This is a genomic window from Neobacillus terrae, assembly GCF_011393025.1.
In the GTDB taxonomy this organism is placed as follows: Bacteria; Bacillota; Bacilli; order Bacillales; family Cytobacillaceae; genus Neobacillus_A; species Neobacillus_A terrae.
On sequence record NZ_JAAOEO010000006.1, the window covers coordinates 18619 to 42037 of the forward strand.

The following is a 23419-nucleotide window of genomic DNA, read 5'->3' on the forward strand; positions in this document are numbered from 1 at the left end:
TGAATTAAAAGGGAAGAATTTTTCCTTCTCTCTTCAACTAAATTCCCTGTTAGCTATATAAGGAATAAGGTGTTGCCAAAGCAACACCTTTACTTAACATTAAATATTAATGGACCGACAAACCCACTTACAAATATAATAATTGTAATCTTCCAACTTAGTTTTGAAGTATCTTGTTTCATCCATTTGCTTTTTTCTTTGAATGCTAATAGGAAAGCCGATATAAGGATAACAAGAAAAAATCTTAAGTCTTTCGTAGGAAACCATTTATCCAAGACCAATATTCCGAACAAAACAAAATAAGTATATAAAACAGAAAAAATTTTAACTGTCCATTTGTTAGGTTCATCCTGAACTCCTCTTTGGATAATTTGGTCTAATCGTATAATATTCCCCTCTCCTTCTTCAAATTCCTTTTACCGATTTACCAAAATTGTAAGTTTTGATAGGCAAGATTGTATTCCTTCTTGACCTTACCTCCCCCTTTTGAGGAACAACCCCAAAAGGCTTTACTCCTTATTGAAGTAAAGCCCCGGTTAAGGAGATTAAAACCTTTTCCACTAAAACTGTATTTCTACTACAGTTGGTGGATTGGATTAAATTGCACGGCAGCACACACGTCGCGATGGAAAGTACCAGTGTTCATTGGAAACCTATTGTTAATTTAATCCATTACTATTTTTCAGGATAGTTAAATAACAGAAGATCCGATTATTCTTTTGTCAGATCTTCATTTTCTCGTTCCCCATCATCTACATAAGGGACTCGAAAGGAGCTTTGGTGAACATAGAGACGTGATATACGCCTTCCACACTTTCAACCAATTTTCCATCTTTTGATGGGGGTATATCAGGAACAGAAGCACCCTTATCAAACAGATATTTCATGAAGTGCAATTCTACCAATACCTCTTTTTGGTTACGCCACGATTATTTTGTCAAACGCACTCCTTGAAGGGTCCCCATTTTGTGCAGGGTATAGAAAAAAGTCATTGATATAGCCTACCACAAGTGTAAGCCGACTCGTATTAATCCCGAATTCGTTTGTTGCTAATTTTAACACCATTTTCTCTACTATCTAACCCCCCCATTACTATTCTTAATCATGAAATTTTCATTGAGCTTCAAAACTTGTGCTAACACTGATAATTTGTTAAAAAGGAAAGTAGGTGATTTATAGAGTTCAAATTATTCACAAACAATTGGAGGAAATCACGTGGATATCTTAGAAACAATTAAAACTCGTCGTAATATAAAAGTTTTCAAGTCAGACCTTGTTGATCAAGATAAGCTTCTATTATGGTTACAAGCCGCCGCTATGGCTCCTAATCATCGAATGACAGAACCGTGGGAAATTTATTTGGTAGGACCAGAAACAAGAGCAAAGTTAAATCATAAAACAAACTTTGGTAATGCTCCTTTTGTTATAGCGGTATTGTCAAAGTACGGTAAGACTGATATTGAAACAGAGGAAAACGCACTAGCAACAGCATGTTTCGTCCAAAACTTTGTTTTAGCCGCTTGGGCGGAAGGTGTGGGAACATTTTGGTCCTCTATGGGTGGGAATACGAAAAATCGTGAAATTCTTGGTGTTCCGGAAGGTTATGAAGTAATTGGAGTTTTTGGTGTGGGTTATCCGGAAGAAATTCCTGAGCCAAAACAACGTACACCAATCGAAAATAAATTAAAGCAGCTTTCTTGAAAATAACTTTGACAGTTTAAAGCAAAAACCCTTGATTAAAGATGAGCAATTAGTGAACACAAAAAACCACCGATAGTCAGAATCGGTGGTTTTTCATTGCGCCCTTACTTATTTTATTGTACCCAATAAGAAAAATGCCGCCTTCAAGATGGCGGCAACAGACAATTAATTTAAAATATTTAAAACCAGCACTAGCAAGAATGAGATACATAAGAAGGCAATCATAAAGTAGCCAATATATCTTATCGGTTTGGGCAGCTTTTTTAAATCAGTTTTAACTATTTCGGAAGCATTTCCTTCTACTTTGTTAAAGTGGTCAATAATATCATTAAACGGTTTGTTCTCCTCTACCATATAACCACCCTTTACTAAATTTTAACGTATCCTTCAATTTTTAATTAACTAACCTGCCATTTTCACAAAAAAAATCGGCTGTCAATTCAGGCAACCGGTACTTCAACTCTTGCCTCCTTTAGTTCAATAAGTACATGTTTTATTTTTTTGCATAGGGGGATTCTTTTATGTTTTGTGGAGTGGCCTTTATAAAATTATTTTTTGACGAGGTATAACTGATATGCTCCAAAACATATTTGTGGTACTAATATACCAACAATGAAATATCTATACGTGAGTACACTTACCATTACAATCATAGCTATTATAGATATTACCCAACCAATATTAAATGCTGACCCACGTTTCATATTTATTCACTCCTCTTTACATCATTTTCTAAAATTATTCTCCTTCGCTAACCTGCCACGATAGTTGAATAACTTGAAAGAAAACAGGAGTTGCAAATACTCGCAACTCCTTCAAATCACTTAATTAAACTTTACCCATATATTTCGCAACAGTTTTTAAATTGTCTATATCTTCTTTAGACATAGATTTTTTGCCTGTCATATGATTAAAAAAATCCTTGGCCCTAAGTTCTTTGGTCTTTTGTATTTTTTCATCTGTTAAATCACGATCAAATATTGATCCAAATTTAACGCTATTGAGGAATGACTTTGTTGCGCTTTTAAAAATACCCCTTTCTTCGTACTCAGAGTTATTTCTAAAGCTCATTTTGCCACCTCCTTAAAAAAGTTCTTATATATTTTACCATATAATTACATTCATAATTGTATTATTTTCAATTATTCTTAAAGACTCTTGTTCAACTAAACTCCCCGGTAGTGAAACAACAGAAAAACGGCATTACTCCTAGTTGAAGTAAAGCACCCGTTTGTTTAAGTACATTTGTTCAAAATCTTTGCTTTGAATAAGAAAAAAGCTGCCACAATGACAGCCAATTCTAATTTAATATCTACGGGGGTTTAATTCTAATTAGATGAAATGCCCTTCCCGCCTTTTGTTATTAAGGTGCTGATTCTTTCCATACCAGTAATAATTGGTTTCGCACGACTTATTAAGGTTTGGGTAGCTTCAAGACCTAGAGACGCTTGATGGGCAACTTCATTAGCCCACACTTCATAAACATAAACAGAACTTGGTTCATTCTCGGAAATATTCACAAGATATATTTCACATTCATCAAGATTCTTCATTGATTCTGCTGCTTCTAACAGAATATCAACCATTTTTTCTTTTTCGCCTTCTTGTACCATAAACTTGTTAAATAAACTAAATTTGCTCATACCATCCTCCTTAATTTTGTCACCTGTTAAGTATTTCTATAACTAAACACGCTTCTCCTATTATTCCCATAAATAAAACTAATCAAGGCTTCTTGAGCTAACCTGCCACGTTAGTGAAACAAAAAAGTTCCCATTTTATCAGTTGTGATATGATGAATAAAAAGTGTTAACTAATAATCCATTTTAGTTAATGTTTAAAATTAATTAAACCTGTAATCTAGGGGGAGCATTATGTATAAACTGCGAGGTCATCATCTTTTTTGCCTTCTGGGCTATAGGGGAATGGGCTATTCAGAAGAATATGTGGGAAATATGACACGTTTGCATCAAACCTTGAGAGATAAACCTAAGACGTTAATTCAGCTTGTGAAGGGACCTGATCAGCTGTGTGAAAAATACCCCAACTCAGGAAAATACCATTGCCAAGACGACAATATTTATGAAAGAGATGCCGCTATTTTGGAAAAAATGGGGCTTAAAACTGGACAAATTCTATATTGGGAGGACATTGAGTCATGCATCCGAAAGTTTGTTGTCCCCTCCGATATTCAAATTGTGTGTGAAACTTGTTCTTGGCGTTCATATGGTGTTTGTGAGGAAGGTATTCAAGAAATTCATGAAGGCAAGGGCCTAAGGGAAGTTAAATAAGCCATCCCCCTTTTTAAAAGTTTTATTTAGAGGTGAATTTATAAACAGTATCCAAGTCCTACACTTACGGGGCGCAACTTAGCCAACAAAAAAAATTTGCTACCTTGAAAATGGGTTGAATAACATATAACACCTTTTTTGATCAAACAATTTTGGTATTTAAAATGAACAGATTTTAAATATACAAAGGTCGTCTTAACAATAGAAGTTTATTCTTTAACTGGAGCCCTCGTTAGCTGAATAAGGAAAAATTCCGTTGCTCGCACTTCTTACTTTACACAACAATCCCGGCTCTATCCCTACCGCCTGATCTTCACTTCTTTTCCATGTGTATCCAGGATTTTTGGACTGTATATGTCTAATGGCTCCAGGTCAGTATCTTGGGCATAATATGGTTTATATACATTAGAGAGGGGGGATAGTATGAGGCTAAGAAATGGAGATTTTTATACAAATGTTTTTACCAATAAGTTATATAGGTTAAATGAAGATAACGATAGCAGCTGGTACTTGAGTTTGCGTGATGAAGAAGGTTATCATGAAACAGAAAAAATATCAGGGCGTGATATGATTAGATTGGTGGAAGGTAGTTATAAAAAAAGCTAATAAAAAAGCTACCCCATTCATGGCATAGTACCTGTAATCAGATTTTTTTAGTGGAAAGTAGGTAATACTAGAAACAATTATAAGATTTTCCAAGGAAAAAGTCGCCTTTATGTCGAATATAAGAGATAAAGGGGATTATCCAATGAATAAAGTTGAGTTATTAAAAAAATTACTAAATAGCAGTCGAGGTAATATGTTTTCATTAGAGATTCCTACTACAAAAGAAAATCAAAAAAAGATTCAAGAATTGATTAGAGTATTAGAAACAGAAAAAAGAATTAAATTAAGAGAATATGTACAGAGAGAATACTCCGTTTATTTACATGGAATAATTAAGTATGCATCTGAATAATCGGATGCTTTTTTTATTTTGGGTGAATCACCATCGGGATCTTTAAGTTATACAGTAAGCCAAGATGGGCATAAATTTTTTATGAGATTTAGAAATTATGAACCGTCATAACCCACAGAGCCAATAAATCCCTTGGGCATCTATAAATTAACCAGCTCCGTTAGTATAACTAATTCTATATATAAAATATAAATTCCTTTTTAAAATAAATGACCCTTAGTTAAAGAAGGAAGAAAACATCAATTATACAGAGCCTTTAAAATAGGTTTATGTTATATTTACTTTAAGTCTAAATGACTTGGGGAGGAAGTGAAACGATATGAACGATCAACAATCCGAAGAAATGATTAAGCAATTAGGAAGGATTGCGGATGCTTTAGAACGTATTTCACCGCCACAGCCAATAGACCCTGTTACAAAAGATTCGCAGAAATAAAAATAAAAGTCGCTTCTTAAAGCGGCTTTTTTTATCCCTTGGTACGCAATAATGTTGATAATTCATCCAAAAAACAACTCATATACGAGCTCTTTTTATAGCGGTATCTTATTCAACTTAAGCACCCAGTTGAATAAGAACAAGTGTATTTCACTGCCCGTTTGTGAATAGCATTTTCCTCATCTCCAAAGTCATTCATTACTCCAACAACCTCTTTTGATATTTTACTTGTACTTCCTACATTCCGTCATCATAACCAGACATTGAAAATAAAATCCCATCTTTTCCTAAGCGGTCAATTGCGACTAAGGGAAATTTCATTTATCATTTCTCTTCTTAAACTCCTTCCTTTTCTATTTGTTTATATGCTTTATTTTAGTAGGATTTCCCTTCATATTTCCACCCTTCTTAATCAACAAAACTCCCCTTGAACTTAGTAAAAAGGCATTCATCCTTTTGAACTAATGCACGAATTTTGTTAATCTGTATATCCTTCTCCGATAATCTCCTGGTTTTTTATGTTGCAAAGAATAATATATTGTTATAGCTGGTAATACTTTTTATAGGGAAGTCAACAATATATACTTCCTTCCCAATGTATTGGCCTTTATCAATTTTACCGATACAAGGTTTTAAGATTAACCTACGTACCTTTGCATCTTTCAAAGAACCATTAGCTGGTTTACTTGAATTAGACTACAATAAAAGAGGATCTAAATCTTCCTCAATTCAAGCCCCGGTTAGTTTTAAGTGTAATTATGTTCTTTGTGCAAAGTAAAGGTCTATCGCTAAATGCAATAGACCATGAATCTTTTTATTAATATACAAAAGAAGCTCCAATAATCACCAATAGAATGAACAATACTACGATTAAAGCAAAACCAGCTCCGTAGCCGCCACCACCACCGCTCATATTTTAACACCTCCATTCTTATTAAAGTGCATAAATTGTTTTAATAACCGGACCACATTGTTGCACCTACAATAATTAATAGAATGAATAATACTACGATTAAAACAAAAGTACTTCCTCCGTAGCCGCCACCATATCCATAGCCGCCGCATCCGCCACCGTAAAATCCCATATTAGTCACCACCTTCTATTCAACTCACAATATTTATATGAAGTGCAGACAAGTGTGGGATAGACAAACATCATTAATAAGGAAAAAATCAACATTTTCCCTAAAAACAGAAAAAACGTCCGCAGCGATCGCGAACGTTTACTAAGGTAGGAAATTATATGTCTGGTTACGGATAGTATACATATGTCCTAAGAATAAAAAGTGCTTGGATAAATGGTGATTATCCATTAAAAAACCTGTCTTCAATTTAAGTTTCTTTCGCAGCCACCACTATGGATGCATAATTAAAATTTTTATTTTTTAACTACCCATTCCTGTCCTGTTTCCTCATAAAGTTCTCTAATGACACATTCCTTCGGTGTTTCGTAACTTTCTCTTCCATCAGATGGTAGTTCCCATTGTCTACGACAGGTATTATAGCAAAGGAGGTACTTTCCTTCGCATTTCAAAAATGAAAAGAACCAGCTAAGGGTTGATATTTATTTATGCTTGTCTCTTTTGCACTGATAAAATCGAAAAATGGAATCCATTATTCTTTAGACAAATCAAATCAGAAGCCCCTTTTCATTAGCTAAAGAATTACTTCTAGTAAAAGCAAAAAAATACCTTTATTTGAATTTTGTTATTAAACTAACTTGCCACGTTTGTTGAAGAAACTAGTTTTACAAATTTTTCACAGACAAGCTAAAAATACAAGGAGTTATTTAGTTTATAAAATGCTAATTTATTCAGCACTGGTTCTCCCATTGTCTTTTTTTTGCCTAACTTCTTTAAAAGAAAGTCTCCCTCACTCCCTTAAAACATCATCAGCAAAAAAACTTAGAGTGTTTTTTCTATATATTAATATCTTCTAAAATTTATCTGCCCCTTAGTCGAATAATATAAAAGGGTTGCCGGGTGCAACCCACCAGAATTATTAAACTACAAGTTAAGACTCCAGAAATTCCACTGCGGTTCCTGCGAACAAATAAGTCTCTTCTAAATCAGGAAAATGGGCACTTTTATCGAACAATCTCAAACTGCTATTTGAAAGCTCTCTATGTATAATATTAGAAATCGAAACTCCCGTATTTCGGTCAAAGACACCTGTTATGATTAAAGTTCTTTGTCTTATTTCTTTAAGGCGCAACTCTATGGGAATCTTACCTGGATTTTCGTATAGTGCTTTTATCATTAATCCTGTATTAACCAGCTTACTTTCTTCCCAAAATTGTCTGTTCTTTTTTGCAATTTCTTGATTATTAAACAATAGAAGATCTACAGTTTCAGTATCAACCATTTCCCAAATCTTTTTATAAAGATCATCTATTGAAAAGATATTCTTTGTTAACAGAAGGAATTGCTTATAAAGATCCTTATTAACTACTGACATAAATCCAGTTATCTGTATCATTATTTGAATTTCTGAGTGCATCAGACTAGGGCCAGAAAGTACTAGGTCATTAATCTCTTCAGGAAAAGCATATGCAAACTCAAGTGCTAGTTCCCCTCCAAAGGAATAACCTAATAGATCCACTTTTTCGGTACTTAACCATTTCTTAAGCTGAAAGAAATCCTTAATCAAAATATCTACTGTATAGTCACTATCCGAATGAGGCTTTTGAGATCTACCGCATCCACGCTGCTCATAATAGACAATCGTTCTTTTGTCGGTAAGTAACGGTCCAATTGTTCTTTCAAACGTATAATGGTTTCCTCCAGGACCACCGTGAATAATTATTAGTGGTCTCGTTTTATGCTCACTTCCATCAATTTTAACCCAATGCTTAATTCCATTTAACTCAACATTATATTCACCATTTTTAAAACTCATCTAACCATCACTCACAAGGAATTATTATAACCATCTTATTTAAATTCTGTTTTCTTTTCTTCAATTCCTTCTTCAACTAACCCCTTTAGTTAAACAAAACCACACACCCCTGCTGAGCAAGATAAAGACAATACTTTCCAGGTCCTCCGCCGAGGTCCAACACTCTGTCATTTCTTTTAACATAACGGTTTATGTAGCGTTTACCTAGTTAAAACTCCACTTTGTGTCTATCTAGCCGTTCCCATTCATTTTTACTGTTTCATCAGAGAATTTTCTTACGGTTTCCAGGCTATCCATATTAACTCCCGTCCTTTAATTGTAATTTTATAACAATACTACAATTCACCTAAGAGAATTTTTTATCTACGGTAAATAAAACACAAAAAAAATCCACCAAGCCATTATCATATGAAAACTAGTAAAGCAATTGGCAACAGTCTTTACATATGAATTCGCTGAGTAACACAAATTTCTGTCACTCTTCTAAAAATGGTAAATTACAGTGCTTTTTCACTCTAAATGCGACTTAAAACACCATAATATCAACAAAAAAAGGCAGTCCGATTCACATACGAATTGGACTGCTAATTAGTGTGTTATTTAATATTTTGTACTCGAAAACTGAACTCGATAGAATAAGGAGCACTTTTTTTATCGTGTTCGATTTTCGGGGTATATCTATGGACCGCTTCAACGGTTTTTTATTATGATTGAAAAATCCGGCTGATTTCTTTAACTTCCTCATTCGTTAAATGCACTTGAAGAGTTTTTAAATTATTTAACACCTGGTCAGCATGCTTTGCTCCTGGAATGATAACATCAATGGCATCGTGAGTCAGGTACCACGCAAGAACGATATGGGCAACTTCGGCCCCCTTATGATTAGCGATTTTTCGAATTTGTTCCACTTTTTCTAAGGTCTGTTCAAACAATTCCTTTTGGAAAAACTTGCCGCGCTTTTCAGACAGGTTGGTATTTTTATCATACTTTCCGGTCAATAAACCAGAAGCCAGCGGGAAAAAAGGGACAAACGAAATCTGATGCTCTGTAACATATGGGAACAATTCCTTCTCCGCATCACGGCTAAGTAAGTTATACTCCCCTTGATACACATCCACATATCCGTCTTTGTTGGCTTCCTTCAATTGTTCGATGGAAAAATTAGAAACACCGATTGCCCGGATTTTACCCTCATCCTTAAGCTGCTTTAATGCTCCAACTGCTTCATCCTTCGGTGTATCCTTATCAGGAAAATGGATATAAAATAAATCTATGTAATCCGTTTGCAGACGTTGTAAAGCCTCATCAACCGATTCTTTTAAAAATGCCGGTGTGTTATCGAGCTGGACCTCTCCATCCACGATTTTATGGGCAGCTTTCGTTGCAATGACGATCTTCGAGCGATTTCCGCTTTCTTTTAAAACTTCACCGACGATTTCTTCTGAGCGCTTCGGCCCGTAAATAAAAGCCGTATCTAAAAAATTGATTCCATTGCTAAGCCCTGTTCGCACGAGTTCACGTCCGGCTTCTTCGTCGAGATTAGGGAAAAGATTATGCCCGCCAACTGCATTGGTACCTAGACCAATTGGATTTACGTATAAATCAGTTTTGCCAATTCTGGTTTGATTCGTCATTTCACTTCAGCTCCTTTTGGTTTCTAATGCTATGATAACAAGTATGGCTAAGAAATAGGAAAGAAAACGCTTATCTTTTTTTTAAATCCGCTAAAGAAATTACCGTAGTAGATGTTGAAGCTGTTCAGAATTTCGTAATCGGACAGGCTAGGCTAATACTCAAATAATGATATGGCCGCCTAACAAAGATTTCAAGGGTTTAGCAACCTGCATTTTGCTGCAAGCAGTATGCTAAAGAAAAAAAGATGCCTCCGGAAGCAGCATCTTTTCCCCCCATTACAGGGCTGCTATTCAAGGTTCTTTTGAATATGAAAGAAATCAAATTGGGCTGGGATAGTCTTCCGCTTACAGGCGAGATGGCAAACAAACCAATTTGTTCATTTCCATAAGACGCGTCAAATGGGATTCCAACAGGGATCCATTTTTCTCCGTCTCTACTTACAAAGAAAGTATATGCCGTACCATGCTTTCTCATTTTTAAGACACACATCATCCCCGATTTCGTTTGGAGATTGAGCTGAGAAGTAACGTCCATCAGTTTCCATCGCAGTCTCGAACATTTCCTGTCCGTAAAGACAAAAGACAGCTTCATGTAGTTGTCCGATCCATCCCACGCTACCAGACCTTCCTGTTCGAATCCTTGTGCAGGACTGAAATTTAATTTGGTTGAAAACTCATAATCTCCTTTTGGCGCCTGACGCAGAAAAAAGTTTAATGGTTGATTGCGACCTTGAAAGAGATCAGAATCCTGGGTGTCAATGGTTAAAAACCCTTTGTTTTTAGTTAGTGACCAAAAGTCCTTTCTCCTGTCCCGCACCTGGTCCAACAATCCACTCTTTCCCAAGAATTGGATCATTGAAATTATCCATCATCGGTCCCACTTTATTGTCACCGGCATGTCCGCTGTCAGTTATAAATGGCACCGGTTTAGTTCCAGGAAATACATCAAGACTGTCATACTCCACATAACCTACTTTTTTAATAAACCGGAATTTATTTTCTCCTGCCTTCAAATAAACATTCGCTGTAGAAATGCCCCAATTGTTCCAACCGGAATTGATGGTATAAAAATTGGATCCACTGCCCCCATTCACCTGGAGGGAATCCAGTGCCCACTCTCCTACCCCAGTTCCCGTACGGGCTGCCAGAACATAGTAGCCTTCTTTTTCTGCATTGACAGTAAACTCTATATAACTATCAAGATTATCCTTAAATCCACTTTTTTACCGCCGGAGGCACTTGATTCATCAACCGCTCTTGGACCATTTGCCAGCACTGCATTTTCTGCCTCATATCTTACGCAGGATTGTTCCCCGGATGGAAGTGTGAGTGGACTATTTGGATTGGCTGGAGTCCCGAAGTTCGGTGTGTTATCAGCGTTCCAGGTGAATTGCTGTGCACGGACATTCCTGCTCCACCCAGCACCCGAATGCCTTATGATAAATAATCCAGTCTTCACTGCCATCAGGAGATTTTACAAAGCTGCAATGTCCCGGGCCGTATACACCATTGGCACTTTGGAATACAGGTGTATCCTTCTTCGTCCAGGATGATGGATCCATTAAATTGCCTGAAACACAAGCAGTGATCAGCCCTAAACTATAGGAATCAGTCCAGCTCCCGCTTGCTGAATAAACCAGATTAATAGTATCACCCTTTACAAGGACTTCAGGCCCTTCGTTCACTTGCGGGTCGGTGTTCGTCTCCCAATCATATACAGGAGTGGATATCATTTTCCTTTCTGAATTGATTGTCAAAGGGATTAGACATTCTTGCAATATAAAGGTTTTGTTTGACATTAGTGTTTCCTTCCCAGCCGGACCAAATGAAATACTTTGTTCCTTCGAGTTCAAGGACTGTGCCGTCAATGGCCCATCGGTCCGTGGAGTCTGAAATTTTCCCTTTGAACCTCCACGTTCCGGAAAATGGGTCTGGACCGGGAGCCTCTTCTACGCTATGCGCCTGCGAGGTCTCCCGTGGCCTGCTCTTAACGCTGGGGTCTCTCACCTTCTGCTCCTATATATAGTTTCGAAAAATCAACAATGAAATTTAATTAAAACCATTAACTCTTTTTACTTTAAATTTGTATCAGGCTGAATGTAAAAATTAATACAAGCCATACTACTTAGGTAGAAAAGGAAAAATAATCTAAGTGTGGTGAATTATGCTCGATTTTTCATGGATTGTTTCGGAATGGAAAAGCCTGGTGAAAGATCCGAAGAAGCTAATCCCTTTGATTGGCATTTTATTTATTCCGATTCTGTATAGCGGTACATATTTATGGGCGTTCTGGGATCCCTATGCGCACACGCAACGCCTTCCGGTGGCAGTGGTAAACGAGGATAAACCTGTTCAGTATAACGGGAAGGATTATTCCTTAGGGAACGATTTAGTGAATGAACTAAAAAAGGAAAAAAGCTTTGAGTGGAAATTTGTATCAAAATCTCAAGCAAACAAAGGAATAAGAAATAACAGTTATTACTTCAGCATCCTGATTCCAAACGATTTTTCAAAACGGGCTACTACCTTAACGCAGGGTCATCCAAGCCCCTTAAATCTCTATTATCGCTCAAATGTAGGGACTAATTATATTGCTTCCCGGATTGGAGAAGCTGGAGTGGATAAAATTCGCGAGCGGCTCTCAGAAACGATTAGCGAGAATTATGCGCGGGCGATGCTTGAGGAAGTGTATACAATTGGCCAAGGATTACAGAAGGCTGCCAATGCTTCTGATCAAATAAGCAATGGACTGGCTGAGGTCAATGCTGGAACGCTTAAGCTAAAAAACGAAATGGGCAATAAAAGCGGTTCGATACAGCAGCTTTCCAATGGTGCAAATAAACTTAGTCATGCGGCTGCTTCTCTCGCAGACGGTGCGAATGTACTTCAGTCAAGTATGAATGACGTAAGTAAAGGCATCAATTCCCTTGAAAACGCGCCGGGTGATGTACAAAAGAACACTACTCAGCTGAGGCAAAATGCAGGTACCCTGAGTACAGTTCTCCAAAGCTATGCAGCAGCACATCCGGAATTAAACAATGATGCAGCGTTTCAACAGATATTAGGATCCAGCCAGAATGTAAATGGCGGAATTCAGCAATTAGAAACTTCATTTGGCAGTATGTCAAATCAAAATATAAGTACGTTAAGGGATGGAGCACAGACGATCAACTCCAAAATGAATGATCTATCCTCTGGGGCATCCAAAATTGCTTCCTCACAAAAGACAATTGCCGATGGAACAGCCTCATTAGCTTCGGGATGGAATCGTTCTGTGTCGTCATTAGGGACAATATCAAACAGTCAGAAGAAATTACTGAAGGGAAGCAAACAGCTGGGAGATCAATTAAACAGTGGCGCAAAGAATATCGAGGCCATGCAATCAGGTCAGCCTCTCTCTAAAATGATGGCCAATCCTGTCCGATTAAAAGAAGAACTCCTTCATGATGTGCCGAACTATGGAACAGGGCTTGCTCCTTATTTCATATCGATCAGCTTATTTGCAGGTGCGTTACTCCTATCAACTGTATTTCCTTTTCGGGATACAATCGCCCCGCCCCCTTCTGGTCTCAGCTGGTTTGTTTCGAAATTTGCGGTTTTATTTGTCATCTCAATTGGACATAGCCTGATTACCAATTTCTTATTGGTTCAATTGGTTGGACTGAAACCGCTGCACCTCGGACATTTGTATCTCTTTTCTTTTTTTACAAGTTTAGTGTTTATGGCGCTCATTCAATTCCTGGTCACAGCTGGTGATAATGCAGGAAGATTTATTTGTATCATCATGCTCGTTCTTCAATTAACATCGAGCGCAGGCACCTTTCCTGTTGAACTATTACCTACTGCCCTTCAGCGGCTTAACTATGTATTGCCAATGACTTACACCGTACAAGGATTTAGGACGGTGATTTCCACTGGTAATGATCAAATACTCTACCAGGATGTTTTAAGGCTTCTGGCATTTTTAGTTGTTTCAATTTTGCTCACACTTTTGGCCCTAAGCATTCATAAAAGAAGATTAAAAATTTGAAAACTAAACCACCTCGAGAAATGATTAAAGGATGCCATTTTGAGGTGGTTTTTTTAATAAATGCACCAAAATGAGAGTAAGGCTCTACCTTTTTCTAAACTATATTTCTGATGATTCAATCGTAATAGGAGTTATCTCTGAATCGTGATTCGCTATAACCTGTATACAATCCTTCCTTTGTGAAAAGTTTTGTATCCATTCTAAGGATTTTTTTGCGTGAATTTTATTAGATGTGATACCAGGCAACATCATTTGTTCCCATGATTTTTTTGCATATCCTACGTCACTAGCTAACAACAACCAACCATCATTCAATTTAACGAGCAAAGAAAACATCCCTTCGCTATGCCCAGGAGTATGAACTAAAAATAAAGTACCATCTCCAAAAAAATCAAGCCCCTTATTAAAAGGACCATATGGTATGTCTTCCAAACTAAATGTGTTAATCGGAATACCTTCCCACATTGACTTTATGTAACCAACTTTTTTGTTTGCAGCTTTCCACTCTAGTTCACTTGTAAAAATTTTTTTTGCATCTTTGACATGACTTAATCCACTAACGTGGTCTGAATGGAGATGCGTTAATAAAACAAAATCAATTTCGCTACTTTTTACTCCGAAATGAATTAATTTATCAACTATTGATTCACCCGCAGGGAGTTCTCCTCTGAACATAGAGTATGCTAAACGTCCTAAATGTTTTTTTTGGTTAGTTCTGATTTCTTCATTCCATCCTGTATCAACCAAAATAAGTCCTTTAGGATGCTCAATAAGGTAAGTGGAAACGGGAACCCACATCTTTTTACTTTCTCCCCTTAACCAACCTGAATACGGTATAGGGTGTAGTCCTTTCTCTCGAAAAGCTAATGCCTTATCAATATAAACCCTACCAGTATGCCATATATGGACTTTCATTCTATTCCCTCCCTGGAAACACTAATTTTATTACCAATATAATATAGTAGGCGGTGTTTAAAGATTTCTTCGGTAACTAGTTGGCTTAATCAGGCGACGTAAGTCCCTATAGTATTGCGTCTTCATTTTTCAATGAATTTGCCTTTATCTAAATATCAAATTTTCTTTTTCCAAATAATTGCTGCATTTTAATTTATAATTCTTCTGAATTGCAGTTAATCCTTTTTACAGATAAATAAGTGTTTTTCTTATATTTATCGTTCCTCAGCTAACGCCCCCGCTGTTGCAAGTAGATTTTTTCACAATCTTACCTGATTTGTTTTCTCTCCTTTTTACTTGTTTTTGCTAACTGTATTTTGAGCCACTCTAATCACCAAATTTCCTAATTGGGCTTTATGACAGGGAAACATTAGAGGAAAAATTGCATAATACTGTCCCGTTGATACACAACCGATTTACATATACATACTATTTCTTAATAGAAATAAAACAATATTTATTAATTACCCTTGTTCCTTAAAAAGTAAATCGGCCACCATAGTCAAAGACTAAGGTTACATGGACACTCACACATAGGTGAATACGCCATACATATAAACTAAGGCTCTTATACCGCCTATATTGGCTTTGGAGAGGAATGATGAAATGTCCGCAAAAAATACCTTTGATTATATTGTAATCGGGGCTGGAACTGCTGGTGGAGTAATTGCAAAAAAATTATCGGATGACACAAGTACATCTGTACTTGTCCTTGAACCAGGAACAAATATGGTTAAAGAGCTAAGCAGTCCTTCTGGTGCAGTATCAGGGATTTTGGCTTCTGATAATAGGCATTCCTTTAATATGCTTACAAATGCTGAGCCAAGTATTGGGAACCAGCAGCTTAGAATCTCAAGCGGCAGAACGATCGGGGGAAGTTCAGAGCATAATGCCATGTATGCAGTACGGGGAAGCAGTGAACTTTATGATGAGTGGGCAAACTCAGTTGGATCTCAATGGAGTTATAATAATGTAAGTTCTTTATTCATAAAAAATGAAACTTATACGGGTAAGACACAAGAACCTGAAGAACGCGGAAAAAATGGCCCCATTTTTGTAAGGCAGCAAACCATTCCCAAGGATGGGCTTACCGTTACGTTAGCAAAAGCAGCATCAGATGTATTAAATATTCCTATTGTTGAGGATTACAATACTGGAATAAGGGATTGTACATTTTTCAAATCACAATTTTTAAATAAGGAAGTGAATGGACACTTCGTCCGCTCATCTACTGCCACAGGATATTTAAATAAAAAAATTGTGACGCAAGGAAATGAGTTCCATCCAGATGAAGTTGGCGTTGGCAACAGAAAATTAGTTATTTTGGCTAAAACAACAGTGAATAAAATTCTATTTGAACAAAATGGAAGAATTCAAGTTGCCGTGGCCGTTGAATTTGTCAGAGACGGTAAATCAAATAGAGCATACGCCAGAAAGGGGATTATTGTTAGTGCCGGTAATTTTTCCTCCGTTATTTTGCAACGTTCTGGAATTGGAAATCCGGCAGATTTAGCGAAAGCAGGTATTGAAACACTTATAAACAGCCCAAATGTGGGGCACAACTTTCAAGCTCATTTTACGATTGGAATGGGAGTAGCAGTTAAAACCAAGCGGATTTTAGATCTCATGTCTGCAGACCCAGACAATCCATTTCCACTGGGGGCTTTTAAAGGAGACGGCAGAAGCGGAGGCCGCCGCCTTCAAATATATGGCTCTCCAACGCCAACGTTTCTCCCTACTCAAGATGTACTGGCTAATAATTGGGGGTTTGATCCTAAAAAGCAGAGCAATATCATGAGCATTGGCCTTTTTGACCTAAACCCAAAAAGCAGGGGTACTATATTGGCCGCACACAGCGATCCTGAGGCCTATCCTTCCATCGACCTTAATCCACTTGGAGATCCTGATGACCTGGATTTCATGGTTGATCAGTATATTGAGACCTTCCACATTATAAAGAAAGCACGTGAACTCGACCCTGAAGGCATTTACAAAGTCGTTTACCCACCTGAAAAAATCTTTGAGATAAGTAATAAGGAAGAACAGCGAAAAAAATTAGAAAGTTTCGTAAGAGCTTCTTATCGCAATATTTTCCACTTTGGAGGTCAATGCAAGATGGCGAGGAGTATTAATGAAGGCGTTGTAGATGGATATCTGAATGTCTTTGGCACCAAGAACTTAAAAGTCGCCGATCTTTCAATCTCCCCCATTTTACCAGATGGCAACACTTCAATGCCTTCCCAAATGATTGGTTTAAATGCCGTTAAATTTATTCAGGACCAAGAATGAGTAGATGAAATCGGGTTTAATTTAAGACTAAGATATATAACAAGAAATCTATCTGTTATTAAATATGAAAAAGGCCGTTGTTTAGAAATTGACCAACGTTTTTTATCTTATAAGAAATTCTTAATGTCCTGTACTCAACAATCTTTGGGTTCGATTACTTCTAATTACCTCTCGGTTTGGAAAGTAAAGGTGATTGGATACCTCCTTGCGGAGTAACTTTTGTAGGAATACCTTCTCCTTCAAATTCTGCTTTTAAAAGCATAGATATAATAGAGATAAGTGATTTAAGAGTTCTTTTTTGCAAACAAATATAGTTGAACTAATGAGTATTCATCTTAAATGTCTGACTCCTGAATAATCGTCCTCAGAAAATTTTCCTTCGTTTTAGGGAACTCGTCCAACACCTTTTTGTTACTTGAGAATAATGTATAAGTGAGAGGTGAAACAACCTTTCAGCCGCCAATGCGCCATACCATATTTTCTCCTCACCAGAAAGAGAAGCGAAGGTACCCTCCACGCTTCTCTTTTTTGCTATTGAGATTTAGACTTTTATGGAATTTTTTTAAAGCAGGATGTTTGTCCAAACTATTTTTCTAAAACTTCATATGATTGTAATGAGAATGTTAAATGGCTTCTCACACAGAAAAAGGTGGTGATAATTATGGGTTACGGATCTTACGGCGGTGGATATGGCTACGGTGGTGGCATGGGTACAAACTTTGCTTTAATCGTAGTGCTGTTTATTCTATTAATCATTGTTGGTGCAGTTATGTGGTCAGGGTACTAAGGGCATCGCCTATTTGATAGTGGAGGTGTTGAATATGTCTGACGGACACAAAGGAATGGGAACAGCTTTTGCTTTAATCGTGGTATTGTTCATCTTGTTGGTTATCGTCGGTACTGCTTTTACAGGCGGATACTAAATAAGGACAGGCAAACTGCTTTATACGTTTAGGACAGGTTGAAATAATCTGTCCTTTTCATAAATTACGCTAATATGAAAGGGGGATTAAAATGCCAAATTTAATGAGACATATAGGACAACCAGTAGAAATTAGAACAAGAGACGGCCGAGTTCATAGGGGTATAATGGACGGAGTTGACCCCCCAAGAGGAGTATTTATACGAGATGGATTCGGAAGAAGAAGATTTTTTGCATTTGTTTTTGTCTTTGCTTTCTTTAGTAGAGGACGTCGTATTTTCTAAGATATATAACATAAGTTTTTATGAATTACCTCTCTCAAGGGCTTAAGGTTAAGCTGCGGATTTTCAGAACTGCGCTAACGGATGCGTTAATCCTTCATGATTAACGCATTTTTTGTCTGAGAAAAATCCTGCAGTGAAACTAATCTTATTCAACTAAACTGCCCGTTAGCACAAATCAAAAGGAGTTGAGGCTGCAACCCCTTCTTAAACTAACCTTCCCAAATAGCATAGGAAAATGCTGCCCCAATAAGCTCATTAAAAATGAAATTAGGAAATGTAGCCGTCCTGATCATTGATTTTAAGATTCCACGCTTGTCCATTTCAAACAATTTATGTTTCTCATATATTGCTAATAACTCAACATAAGGAGGTGGTTCTTATGGATGAAAAAGTCAGAGAAATGCTAAGGGGAATCCAAGAAGTTCTTCAAGAGCAACTTCTAACTCAGTTACAGACTCAACGTGTAGTACAAGCTCAAAATCAGCGACAGGTGGAACTTCAAGCTCAACTCCAAGCTCAACTGCAAGCACAGCTTCACGGCAAAATCAAGCGCAGGCACAAAATGACACTGACACTGTTACTTTAAGAAATATTGGAAATCCAATTGTTGTTGTGAATTGCAACTGTGATAATCATCATAAAGACGGCAAAAAACACAAAAGAGAATATTAAACTTTTAACAGTTGTCAAACATTAACCCCTGAAAGGAAGCTCCACCATCGGGTGCTTCCTTACTCTGTTATTCAGGAGGTGGCTACTTTGATTTTAAAAGGTATTATTATTGAACTAACCTGCCCTTTAGTGCAATAAAGAGGTTTATCTCTTGTCGATTTCATTTAGCTCAATATCTTTTTTAGGGACATTCTTAAACCTAATTATCTTCTCGTATGAAACATTATTTTCGTTTGTTACTATGTCCATAACCGCATTAACAACATAATTTCCATTCTGCTTATTCAGTGTTAAATCTGTTTTCATATATTCATTAATTTTATGGTCAGCTTTATATAATACATAAGTATATTTTTCATCATAATAAATATTGAATTTTTCACCTTCAGGATTCTCTTGTAATATTTTTTGCGTCGTAGCGGAAGTTGTGTCTTACTCAGATTTATATATTCATCACTATCGTCCTTCGCTTTATAAAGTGCACTTGATACTATTAAAATCAAAATCATAGGTAAGACCACAAGTGGATTGTCAACACTAAACTAGACAGTTTTTTTAAGGTGTTCAAGTTTGTATTCAATGGGACTTAAATACCCTAACGTTCCGTGAATACGAATGTGATTAAACCAATGGACATAGTCTTGTAATTCTCTCGTTAATTCCTCTAAACTAGTAAAATGCTGTCCTCTTACAAACTCTGTTTTAACAATCTTGAACGTTGCCTCTGCTACTGCATTATCATAGGGGCAGCCTTTCATGCTGAGCGATCGCTTGATATCAAACGTCTTCAGTACTTTGTCAATCAGCTGGTTCTGTTTGTATCATCTCGCAAACTATGCTACAGAAACCGAGCTAGAGAAGTAACGGAGAGCAATAAAAATTAGGGGAGTGAGGACCTTCCCCTAATTTTTATGTGAATCGCTAGATTAACGATAGAGCGGGCACTTCTGGAATACCTGCCAGTTCTTATTGAAAAGCCTAAAAATTATTGATTTCCTTTCTTAACCCATTCTGCCACGGTAACTGTACGTTTCGCCTGATGTTTTACCGCACCTTCTACATCGCCTATCATTTTTCCATCTTCACCAACTGTGACACTTGTTCCATATGGGTTTCCACCTGCTCCAAATAAAATAGGATCAGTGTAACCCGGAGGTACAATTATGGCACCCCAGTGCATCATTGAAGTATATAATGAAAGAATGGTTGCTTCTTGTCCGCCATGTGGATTCTGAGCAGAAGTCATAGCGCTAACTACTTTGTTTACTGTTTTACCAGTAGCCCATAAACCACCTTGAGTATCAAGAAATTGCTTCATTTGGGAAGGCATGTTTCCGAACCTGGTAGGAACGCTAAAAATAATTGCATCTGCCCATTCAAGATCATTTGAAGTTACAACTGGGATATCTTTAGTTGCTTCTGTTGTGCGTTTCCATACTTCATTCCCCTCAACCACTGATTGAGGAGCCAATTCTTGGACTTTAAATATTTTTACATCGGCACCAGCTTGTTTTGCACCTTCTTCAGCCCACTTTGAAAGTTGGAAGTTTGTTCCGCCCATACTGTAGAAAATTACTGCTAATTTTACATTTGTCATTTTATCATCCTCCTTGTTTGGTTTTTTCCCAAATAGTTTCGCCAAAAAACCCACAGTAAATGCACCACCTATTATAATAGCTTGTTTTATTCCTATTATTCGCCTTTTCTTCTAAAACAATGCATTACCCGCCTGTAGTTGCCACTGCCCTATTATGGTAACTGGCTGTTCAGCATTAGACCCCTTAGCATCCATAAAGCCAATTCCGCACCAAAAGGAAGTTGCTAATGTTATACACCTTTTTTCACTCTAGAATCTAAACATTTTCGACAACAAATATAAGGTTTTCCTGAAAATCAAGTATGGTTCTGGTAAGTTTCTTTTGTTTTTCCAACTCCTTTTCAAGCTGTACCTCGTAAACAGGCTTTTGGATAGCCTGATGAAATTTATTCAAATCGATTGGCTTAAGGATGAAATGGTTTACGTTGTTTTCTATGGACTGAATAAAAAACTCATTATCATCATGTGCAATCGTAACAATAATTTGAACCTTATCACTGTGTTCCCGGATTTTCTCGATCATATTCAGCCCGCTAAGCTGGTTCATCTTAATATCTGTTATGATCAAATCAGGTAACAGACGGTGATAAAGTTCATATCCTTCTTCAACCATCAAGTGCAACATGAATATCAGAAAAGCGGCGGTTAAGAACACGAAGAAGTTTTTCCCTTGACTCGGCTTCATCTTCAACATAAAGGACTCTGACATTATGATAGTTGTATTTCGCTAATTGCCCATGGGGTTTTGGCATGGGCCCGCCCCTTTCAAAAATGATCTGGTATGTAAAAACCGGCCAATAAGGACATTGGCCGGTTTCACTTGTTGTCTTATTAATTAAATTATATTGACATATAGCTGCTTCTACAATAAATTGCTTTAATAGTTTGAAAACTATCCGCATTTTTGTAATAAATTTATTTTAATATAGCTTATGTTAATATATAAAAGAGCTATTTTTTACTTACTTCCTTTTCTAAGTTTAACTGCAACGCTGTCCATGCTGACTGATCTGCAAAGTAACGTGACCAGCTGCCTAGACCCGCAAGTTTATATTTACTCACTAAATGAGCACGCTTTTTAAGGGATTGTTCGTCTTCTATCCACACTCTATAGGTGGCTTTTTCATTAGAATCGAGGTACTCTGCATAGTTTTGGCCGCTGGCACTATCGTATTTAGGAACTAGCTTCTTTTCTTTTATCCAAGCCTTTACTTTATCCATGGATAATGCCTGTACCGAAAGCTCAGTGCTTCCGTCTTCCAATACTGCTTCTTTCCAAAGTCTTGTATAAAGCGGAACACCGAGTATTAATTTTTCTCCCGGTACTTCTTTTAAAAGATTTTGAAGATTGTCTTCAACCCAAGGAAAGCTAGCGACACTGCCTGCACCGGTTGATTTTCCTGTATGCTCATCATATGCCATGACAATCAGGTAATCAGCAACCTTTGAAAGTTTGTCTCTTTCATAAAATGAGGACCAGTTACTGTACCCTGCAGCAAATGTAATATCCATGGAAACGGTTTTGCCCTCTGCATGAAGATAAGGTACAGCTTCTCTCATAAATTGTGTGACGAGCGGACCGTCCTTAGGATCGACATTTTCAATATCAAAATTAACGCCGTCCAGCTGGTACTTTTGCGTAAAAGCTACAAGTTGCTGAATTATTTTATCTCTTATACTAAAATCTTTAAACGCTTGATGTGTCAGCTCGGGATTAAATCCATTTGAAAATAACCCCCAGATTTTATACCCCTTTGCTTTTGCTTGCTGGCTATACGGAAGAGAAGCAAGGTTTTTAATGGTTCCATCGGCTTCTGTAAGGGAAAACCAGGTTGGTGAGATGACATTAACCCCAGGCATCGGAGAAATTTTTGAAAAGTCAGGTGTTTTACTGTAAACAGCCTCCCAGGTTAATTGTATTGGACTTTTTAATAGAGGAAGAGGCTTATTTTCCACCTGATGGCTTATGACGATCTCTGCTTTTTCACCTCTTTGGACGTAATCCTTATTTATATATCCTGCAGCACCATCTTCTTTTCTGACAAAATAATAATCATTTATTTCCTTTTCAATTCGGACATGTTCCCCAAGAACAGTTTCAGCAGTATAAGGAAAATCCAAACCGGGACCAGTTCTAAGCCTTAACTTTGCCTTTTTTATTTTATTATTTTCAATATTGCCTTTAAAGTAGATATCCCCATCCTTCTCAATAAGGATCGCACCACTTTTAGGAAGCTGTCGATATTGGATTGCATAATAGCCTGCTAATGGAGCAGCAGCTAAATATAACTTCCCATCTTTTGATAAAACAGTTGGATAGGACGATTTCGCGGGCTTCCTATTATTAAAATAAGTAAGTGAATTTTCAGGCATTTGCAGGACTTTATCTTTAGTCGTTAAAATGACAGATTTGGATTTTTCATCATAAACCAAATTAGGATCCAGGTATTTTTTAAAAAAATCGAAAGGAAGATAAAGTTCCTTTGATGAAAATAGCGCATTTCCTTTTGTGCTTCCGTGATAAATGATTGGATTGCTGCCCTGAAAATAGGATTTCCTTTCGTTTGAGGCAAAAGGGTACGAAATAAGAAGAATAATAGATGAGGTTAGAAATAAAATTACTAATGTCCAGCCTATTATCCATTTAAATGCAGGTGTTTTCTGTTTGTGATATTCTATTCGAGCCATTCAATTTCCCCCTTCATTCTACTGTATAAAAAACCCATGGAAATGAAAAGGCGTTTTGGAATTAA

At 37.0% G+C, this 23419-nt stretch carries 26 protein-coding genes, 2 pseudogenes and 1 riboswitch; of the genes and pseudogenes, 10 read left to right on the plus strand and 18 right to left on the minus strand.

All coding sequences use genetic code 11. From position 1 onward, the window contains the following. Window positions 1-538 precede the first annotated feature (538 nt). Window positions 539-670, plus strand: a pseudogene (locus tag G8761_RS28255) (IS110 family RNA-guided transposase); the annotation flags it as partial. 545 nt (window positions 671-1215) lie between these two features. After that, window positions 1216-1701 carry a nitroreductase family protein gene (locus G8761_RS10260; RefSeq protein ID WP_166026257.1) on the plus strand — a complete coding sequence of 162 codons (486 nt, stop codon included), beginning with the start codon at window positions 1216-1218 and terminating at the stop codon, window positions 1699-1701. 165 nt (window positions 1702-1866) lie between these two features. Here the strand turns inward: G8761_RS10260 and G8761_RS10265 are convergent, their stop codons facing one another. From G8761_RS10265 to G8761_RS10275, 3 genes are all read right to left on the minus strand, one after another. Continuing rightward, window positions 1867-2055, minus strand: coding sequence for an amino acid transporter (locus G8761_RS10265; RefSeq protein WP_166026259.1), 189 nt, complete (start codon window positions 2053-2055; stop codon window positions 1867-1869). Between the two features lie 474 nt (window positions 2056-2529). Continuing rightward, a complete protein-coding gene (locus tag G8761_RS10270; RefSeq protein ID WP_166026261.1) occupies window positions 2530-2772 on the minus strand; it encodes a hypothetical protein in 243 nt (80 codons plus the stop codon). A gap of 257 nt (window positions 2773-3029) precedes the next feature. Then, on the minus strand, window positions 3030-3344 hold the full coding sequence (locus G8761_RS10275) for a putative quinol monooxygenase (RefSeq protein ID WP_166026263.1): 315 nt from the start codon (window positions 3342-3344) through the stop codon (window positions 3030-3032). Window positions 3345-3575: 231 nt separating this feature from the next. On the opposite strand from G8761_RS10275, the gene G8761_RS10280 reads away from it, so the two are divergent. The 3 genes from G8761_RS10280 to G8761_RS10290 all read left to right on the plus strand — a co-directional run bounded on the left by G8761_RS10280 (window position 3576) and on the right by G8761_RS10290 (window position 4950). Next, a complete protein-coding gene (locus G8761_RS10280) occupies window positions 3576-3992 on the plus strand; it encodes a DUF1284 domain-containing protein (RefSeq protein WP_166026265.1) in 417 nt (138 codons plus the stop codon). Window positions 3993-4415: 423 nt separating this feature from the next. Continuing rightward, window positions 4416-4598: a hypothetical protein gene (locus G8761_RS10285; RefSeq protein ID WP_043932599.1), complete on the plus strand. Its 183-nt coding sequence runs from the start codon at window positions 4416-4418 to the stop codon at window positions 4596-4598. Window positions 4599-4740: 142 nt separating this feature from the next. Continuing rightward, entirely contained in the window at window positions 4741-4950 is a 210-nt protein-coding gene (locus G8761_RS10290; protein WP_053600615.1) for a hypothetical protein, read from the plus strand. A gap of 1253 nt (window positions 4951-6203) precedes the next feature. On the opposite strand, the gene G8761_RS10295 is transcribed toward G8761_RS10290, so the two are convergent. From G8761_RS10295 to G8761_RS27640, 9 genes are all read right to left on the minus strand, one after another. After that, window positions 6204-6299 (minus strand): YjcZ family sporulation protein, encoded by a 96-nt coding sequence (locus G8761_RS10295; protein ID WP_166026267.1) that lies wholly within the window; start codon window positions 6297-6299, stop codon window positions 6204-6206. 40 nt (window positions 6300-6339) lie between these two features. Continuing rightward, window positions 6340-6471: a YjcZ family sporulation protein gene (locus G8761_RS10300; protein WP_166026269.1), complete on the minus strand. Its 132-nt coding sequence runs from the start codon at window positions 6469-6471 to the stop codon at window positions 6340-6342. 293 nt (window positions 6472-6764) lie between these two features. Continuing rightward, the gene (locus tag G8761_RS10305) at window positions 6765-6920 is read right to left on the minus strand and encodes an NUDIX domain-containing protein (RefSeq protein WP_207789182.1); all 156 of its coding nucleotides are present in this window, start codon (window positions 6918-6920) and stop codon (window positions 6765-6767) included. A gap of 479 nt (window positions 6921-7399) precedes the next feature. Continuing rightward, window positions 7400-8284 (minus strand): alpha/beta fold hydrolase, encoded by an 885-nt coding sequence (locus tag G8761_RS10310; protein ID WP_166026272.1) that lies wholly within the window; start codon window positions 8282-8284, stop codon window positions 7400-7402. A 704-nt stretch (window positions 8285-8988) separates the two neighbouring features. Further along, window positions 8989-9918: an aldo/keto reductase gene (locus G8761_RS10315; RefSeq protein ID WP_166026274.1), complete on the minus strand. Its 930-nt coding sequence runs from the start codon at window positions 9916-9918 to the stop codon at window positions 8989-8991. A gap of 199 nt (window positions 9919-10117) precedes the next feature. Further along, window positions 10118-10747: a beta-xylosidase family glycoside hydrolase gene (locus G8761_RS10320; protein WP_166026276.1), complete on the minus strand. Its 630-nt coding sequence runs from the start codon at window positions 10745-10747 to the stop codon at window positions 10118-10120. Then, entirely contained in the window at window positions 10698-11012 is a 315-nt protein-coding gene (locus tag G8761_RS10325) for a hypothetical protein (RefSeq protein WP_166026278.1), read from the minus strand. The genes G8761_RS10320 and G8761_RS10325 overlap by 50 nt, the downstream gene beginning before the upstream one ends. 279 nt (window positions 11013-11291) lie before the next feature. Next, window positions 11292-11717, minus strand: coding sequence for a family 43 glycosylhydrolase (locus G8761_RS10330; protein WP_243449974.1), 426 nt, complete (start codon window positions 11715-11717; stop codon window positions 11292-11294). Further along, window positions 11629-11925, minus strand: coding sequence for a family 43 glycosylhydrolase (locus G8761_RS27640; protein ID WP_166026281.1), 297 nt, complete (start codon window positions 11923-11925; stop codon window positions 11629-11631). Before G8761_RS27640 ends, G8761_RS10330 begins: the two co-directional genes overlap by 89 nt. 157 nt (window positions 11926-12082) lie before the next feature. On the opposite strand from G8761_RS27640, the gene G8761_RS10340 reads away from it, so the two are divergent. Then, entirely contained in the window at window positions 12083-13948 is a 1866-nt protein-coding gene (locus tag G8761_RS10340; protein ID WP_166026283.1) for a YhgE/Pip domain-containing protein, read from the plus strand. A 99-nt stretch (window positions 13949-14047) separates the two neighbouring features. Here the strand turns inward: G8761_RS10340 and G8761_RS10345 are convergent, their stop codons facing one another. Beyond that, on the minus strand, window positions 14048-14863 hold the full coding sequence (locus G8761_RS10345) for an N-acyl homoserine lactonase family protein (RefSeq protein ID WP_166026285.1): 816 nt from the start codon (window positions 14861-14863) through the stop codon (window positions 14048-14050). Between the two features lie 68 nt (window positions 14864-14931). Beyond that, window positions 14932-15016: riboswitch (cyclic di-GMP riboswitch) on the minus strand. Between the two features lie 492 nt (window positions 15017-15508). On the opposite strand from G8761_RS10345, the gene G8761_RS10350 reads away from it, so the two are divergent. The 4 genes from G8761_RS10350 (at window position 15509) to G8761_RS10370 (ending at window position 18983) form a co-directional block, all read left to right on the plus strand. Next, a complete protein-coding gene (locus G8761_RS10350) occupies window positions 15509-17191 on the plus strand; it encodes a GMC family oxidoreductase (protein WP_166026287.1) in 1683 nt (560 codons plus the stop codon). A 661-nt stretch (window positions 17192-17852) separates the two neighbouring features. Further along, window positions 17853-17978: a YjcZ family sporulation protein gene (locus tag G8761_RS10360; RefSeq protein ID WP_166026289.1), complete on the plus strand. Its 126-nt coding sequence runs from the start codon at window positions 17853-17855 to the stop codon at window positions 17976-17978. A 55-nt stretch (window positions 17979-18033) separates the two neighbouring features. Further along, window positions 18034-18114, plus strand: coding sequence for a YjcZ family sporulation protein (locus G8761_RS10365; protein WP_420800246.1), 81 nt, complete (start codon window positions 18034-18036; stop codon window positions 18112-18114). Window positions 18115-18776: 662 nt separating this feature from the next. Next, window positions 18777-18983 carry a hypothetical protein gene (locus G8761_RS10370; protein WP_166026294.1) on the plus strand — a complete coding sequence of 69 codons (207 nt, stop codon included), beginning with the start codon at window positions 18777-18779 and terminating at the stop codon, window positions 18981-18983. 628 nt (window positions 18984-19611) lie between these two features. Here the strand turns inward: G8761_RS10370 and G8761_RS10375 are convergent. The 5 genes and pseudogenes from G8761_RS10375 to G8761_RS10395 all read right to left on the minus strand — a co-directional run. Next, a pseudogene (locus G8761_RS10375) lies at window positions 19612-19884 on the minus strand (IS3 family transposase); the annotation flags it as partial. Window positions 19885-20054: 170 nt separating this feature from the next. After that, window positions 20055-20666 carry an NAD(P)H:quinone oxidoreductase gene (wrbA, locus tag G8761_RS10380; protein ID WP_166026298.1) on the minus strand — a complete coding sequence of 204 codons (612 nt, stop codon included), beginning with the start codon at window positions 20664-20666 and terminating at the stop codon, window positions 20055-20057. Between the two features lie 256 nt (window positions 20667-20922). Next, window positions 20923-21279 (minus strand): response regulator, encoded by a 357-nt coding sequence (locus G8761_RS10385; protein ID WP_166026300.1) that lies wholly within the window; start codon window positions 21277-21279, stop codon window positions 20923-20925. Then, window positions 21272-21418, minus strand: a complete 147-nt coding sequence (locus G8761_RS10390; protein WP_166026302.1) for a response regulator — start codon at window positions 21416-21418, stop codon at window positions 21272-21274. Before G8761_RS10390 ends, G8761_RS10385 begins: the two co-directional genes overlap by 8 nt. A gap of 199 nt (window positions 21419-21617) precedes the next feature. Beyond that, window positions 21618-23354, minus strand: coding sequence for a glycosyl hydrolase family 18 protein (locus G8761_RS10395; protein ID WP_166026304.1), 1737 nt, complete (start codon window positions 23352-23354; stop codon window positions 21618-21620). Window positions 23355-23419 lie beyond the last annotated feature (65 nt).